General features: G+C 66.1%; 4 protein-coding genes. All 4 read right to left on the bottom strand.

The genetic code is table 11. The features are described from left to right. Positions 1-89: 89 nt before the first annotated feature. The 4 genes from D4Q52_RS25920 to D4Q52_RS25905 are packed head-to-tail and all read right to left on the bottom strand — an operon-like array spanning position 90 to position 3,776. The gene (locus tag D4Q52_RS25920; protein WP_119859466.1) at positions 90-785 is read right to left on the bottom strand and encodes an ABC transporter ATP-binding protein; all 696 of its coding nucleotides are present in this window, start codon (positions 783-785) and stop codon (positions 90-92) included. Beyond that, a complete protein-coding gene (locus tag D4Q52_RS25915; protein WP_119859465.1) occupies positions 785-1,534 on the bottom strand; it encodes an ABC transporter ATP-binding protein in 750 nt (249 codons plus the stop codon). Before D4Q52_RS25915 ends, D4Q52_RS25920 begins: the two co-directional genes overlap by 1 nt. Then, a complete protein-coding gene (locus tag D4Q52_RS25910; protein ID WP_119859464.1) occupies positions 1,531-2,832 on the bottom strand; it encodes a branched-chain amino acid ABC transporter permease in 1,302 nt (433 codons plus the stop codon). Before D4Q52_RS25910 ends, D4Q52_RS25915 begins: the two co-directional genes overlap by 4 nt. Further along, entirely contained in the window at positions 2,829-3,776 is a 948-nt protein-coding gene (locus D4Q52_RS25905; RefSeq protein ID WP_119859467.1) for a branched-chain amino acid ABC transporter permease, read from the bottom strand. Before D4Q52_RS25905 ends, D4Q52_RS25910 begins: the two co-directional genes overlap by 4 nt. Positions 3,777-3,934 lie beyond the last annotated feature (158 nt).

The following is a 3,934-nucleotide window of genomic DNA, read 5'->3' as shown; positions in this document are numbered from 1 at the left end:
CCCCCCCCCCCCCCCCCCCCCCCCCCCCCCCCCCCCCCCCCCCCCCCCCCCCCCCCCCCCCCCCCGGGGGGGGGGGGCGAGGGACGACCCTAGACCTCCAGCCACTCCTTGCGCACCGCGGCGTTGCCCTTGAGGTCGGCGGGGGTGCCTTCGAACACGATCTTGCCGTGGCCCATGACGTAGAGGCGGTGCGAAATCCGCATCGCGATCGACAGTTTCTGTTCGACAAGCAAAATAGCGACGCCGCGGCGGGCGATTTCGGCGATCAGGTCGCCGACCTGCTGCACGATCAGCGGCGCCAGCCCTTCGGTCGGCTCGTCGATCATGACCAGTTCGGGATCGCCCATCAGCGTCCGGCAGATCGTCAGCATCTGCTTTTCGCCGCCGGACAGCACGCCGGCCGGTGTGTCGGCCCGTTCCTTCAGGTTGGAGAACATGTCGAGCATGTCCTCCAGCCGCCACTTGCCGGGATTGCGCGGGTTCTTGACGCCGAGCATCAGGTTCTGGCGAACCGTCAGGCCCGGGAAGATGTCGCGATGCTCCGGCACATAGCCGAGGCCGAGATGCGCGATCCTGTAGCTCGGCAGGCCGGCGATGTTCTTGCCCTTGAACAGGATGGTGCCGTGCGGCGGCACCTCGCCCATCACCGCCTTGACGGTGGTCGAGCGGCCGACGCCGTTGCGGCCGAGCAGGCTCACCACTTCGCCGGCGCCGATCTGCATATCGACGCCTTGCAGGATGTGGCTCTTGCCGTAATACGCGTGCAGGTCCTTGATCTCGAGCATCAGGCCGCTTCCTCGCCGAGATAGGCTTCCTTGACTTTGGGATTGCCGCGGATCTCGTCCGGCGTGCCGGACGCAATCACCTGGCCGTAGACCAGCACCGAGATGCGATCGGCGAGGCCGAACACCACACTCATGTCGTGCTCGACGATCAGCAGGGTGCGGCCTTCGGTGAGCCGTCGGATCAGCGCCACCGCGCGTTCGGTTTCGGCGTTGCTCATGCCGGCGGTCGGCTCGTCGAGCAGGATCACGTTAGCGCCGCCTGCGATGGTGATGCCGATCTCCAGCGCGCGCTGTTCGGCATAGGTGAGTAGGCCGGCCGGGATGTCGCGGCGCGAGGTGAGGTGGATGTCCTCGAGAATCTGCGCGGTGCGCTCGCGCACCTCCGGCAGGTTATCGACGTTCTTCCAGAACGAGTAGCGATGGCCGGTCGCCCACAGCACGGCGCAGCGCAGATTCTCCCACACCGTCATGTTGGCGAACACGTTGGTCACCTGGAACGAGCGCGACAGCCCGCGGCGGTTGATCTGGAACGGCCGCAGCCCGGAGATCTCTTCGCCGCGCAACAGGATGCTGCCCGCGGTCGGCTTCATATAGCCGCTGATCAGGTTGAACGTGGTCGACTTGCCGGCGCCGTTCGGGCCGATCAGTGCGTGGCGCTCGCCCTGCGCGACCGACAGCGTCACGTTCTGGATCACCTTGGTGATGCCGAAGCTCTTCTCGACATTCGTAAGTTGGATGGCGGGGGTCATGCGGCATGCACCTTGGCGCGGGCGGCGGTCAGCGTGGTGTCCCAGCTCTCGGCGACGCGTTTCCACGCCATCCGCGCCAGAATAAAGCCGACGATGATCAGCGCGGCCGAGGCGGCCCAGGTCAACGGGCTGGCGGCGTTGAACGGAATGCCGAAGGAGACGCGGTTCGGATCCTCGTGCGGGTTCACGGTGTAGTGCACGATGGTTTCGATCATCAGCATCAGCCCGGTGCACAGCGCCAGCGTCGGCAGCGCGGCGAGCAGATAGCTCGGCAGCACCCGGCTGAGCATGCCGGCGCGCACCAGCGGCCGGTGCATCATCAGCAGGCCGGTGATGCCGCCCGGGGCGAACACCACGACGGCGATGAAGAACAGACCGAAATACAGCTGCCAGACCTGGGTCAGGTCGCTCAGCACCAGCGACAGCACGGTGACGAAGATGGCGCCGACGATCGGCCCGATGAAGAAGCCGATGCCACCGATATAGGCCGCGAACAGAACGGTGCCGGACTGCACCGCGCCGAGATAGGCCGAGTTGGCGATTTCGAAATTGATCGCGGCCAGCGCCCCGGCGATGCCGGCGAAGAAGCCGGAGAAGCAGAACGCCAGATAGCGCACGACGTGCGGATCATAGCCGACGAACTGCACACGCTCCGGGTTGTCGCGGACCGCGTTGCACATCCGGCCGAGCGGGGTGCGGGTCAGCGCATACATCGCGATCATGGCGATCAGCGTCCAAGCGGCGATCAGATAATAGATCTGGATCTGCGGCCCGAACGACAGGCCGAACACCTTGAACAGCTTGGCGCGGTTGGCCGAGATGCCGGCTTCGCCGCCGAAGAAGGTGCGCAGGATCAGTGCCGAGGAGGCGACGAGTTCGGCGAGGCCGAGCGAGATCATCGCGAACGCGGTGCCCGAACGCTGCGTCATCACCCAGCCGATCAGCGCCGCCAGGAACAGCCCCGCAAGCCCACCGATCAGCGGCACTACCGGCAGCGGGATCGCCCATTTGTTGGCGCCGAGGAAGTTGATGGCGTGGATCGCCAGGAAGCCGCCGAGGCCGTAATACACCGCGTGGCCGAACGACAGCATCCCGGTCTGGCCGAGCAGGATGTTGTACGACAGCGCGAAGATGATCGAGATGCCGACCAGGCTGAAGGTCGTCAGCGAGCCGCCGGAGGAAAACACCTGCGGCAGCACCAGCAGGACCAGCGCGGCGCCGATCCAGGTTCCGTAGAATTTTAGCCGGTCGGACACGGCCGGCCGTGGCGGCGCCACGCGAGCAGCGAGGTCGGTCATGTTTCGCGAGTCCCCAACAGCCCCATCGGCCGGAAGATCAGGATCAGCACCAGCAGCAGATACGGAATGATCGGGGCGATCTGCGCGATCGTCACGTTCCAGATGTCGCTGAGCCAGGATTGCGCCAGGTCGGGACCGAGCGGTCCGAACACCGAGGCGAGCGAGCCGTTGATCGACACGGCGAAGGTCTGCACCAGGCCGATCAGCAGCGAGGCGATGAACGCGCCCGGCAGCGAGCCGAGCCCGCCGACCACGACGACGACGAACAGGATCGGGCCGAGCAGCGCCGCCATGTTCGATTGCGTCACCAGCGACGGGCCGGCGATCACGCCGGCGACGGCCGCGAGCGCGGTGCCGACGCCGAACACCAGCATGAAGATGCGTTCGACGTTATGGCCGAGATGCGCCACCATGTGCGGATGGGTCAGCGCCGCCTGCACGATCAGGCCGATCCGCGTCTTCTTCAGCGCCACCAGCAGGCCGACGAAGATCACCACCGACACCGCCAGCATGAACATCTTGTAGGCCGGGTAGTTGGTCGAAAAGATCGTGAAGGCCGGGAAGTCGAGCAGGGCCGGGACGCGATAGTCGACCGGCACCTTGCCCCAGATGATCGACACGACTTCCTCGATCGCAAAGGCCAGACCAAAGGTGAACAGCAACTCGGCGACGTGGCCGTTTTTGTGGACGCGGCGCAGGCCGTAGCGCTCGACCGCGGCGCCGATGGCGCCGGCGAGCAGCGGGGCGATCAGCAGCGCCGGCCAGTAACCGAACCAGCGGCTGATCTGAAATCCGAAAAAGGCGCCCAGCATGTAGAAGCTGGCATGGGCGAAGTTCAGCACGCCGAGCATGCTGAAGATGACGGTGAGCCCGCTCGCCATCAAAAACAGCAGCATCCCGTACAGAACGCCGTTGAGGGTGGAGATGACGATCAGCTCGAGCACTGTGACTGCCTGCAACTGAGGGAAGGGCGTTTAGTCACCTCTCCCCGCTTGCGGGGAGGGGTCGGATTGCGCAGCAATCCGGGTGAGGGGGCATCTCGTCGAGGCCGAGCCTCGCGGCTGCCCCTCACCCCGGCCCACACCCCCCCAGCGGGGAGAGG

It is taken from the genome of Rhodopseudomonas palustris (assembly GCF_003591005.1).
Classification (GTDB): domain Bacteria; phylum Pseudomonadota; class Alphaproteobacteria; order Rhizobiales; family Xanthobacteraceae; genus Rhodopseudomonas; species Rhodopseudomonas palustris_K.
This window is presented reverse-complemented; position numbering and strand designations above follow the sequence as displayed.

Bases quoted from the DNA above. Each gene is read 5' to 3' on its own strand.
- D4Q52_RS25920 (WP_119859466.1), bottom strand. From the start codon at position 785: ATGCTCGAGATCAAGGACCTGCACGCGTATTACGGCAAGAGCCACATC.
- D4Q52_RS25915 (WP_119859465.1), bottom strand. From the start codon at position 1,534: ATGACCCCCGCCATCCAACTTACGAATGTCGAGAAGAGCTTCGGCATC.
- D4Q52_RS25910 (WP_119859464.1), bottom strand. From the start codon at position 2,832: ATGACCGACCTCGCTGCTCGCGTGGCGCCGCCACGGCCGGCCGTGTCC.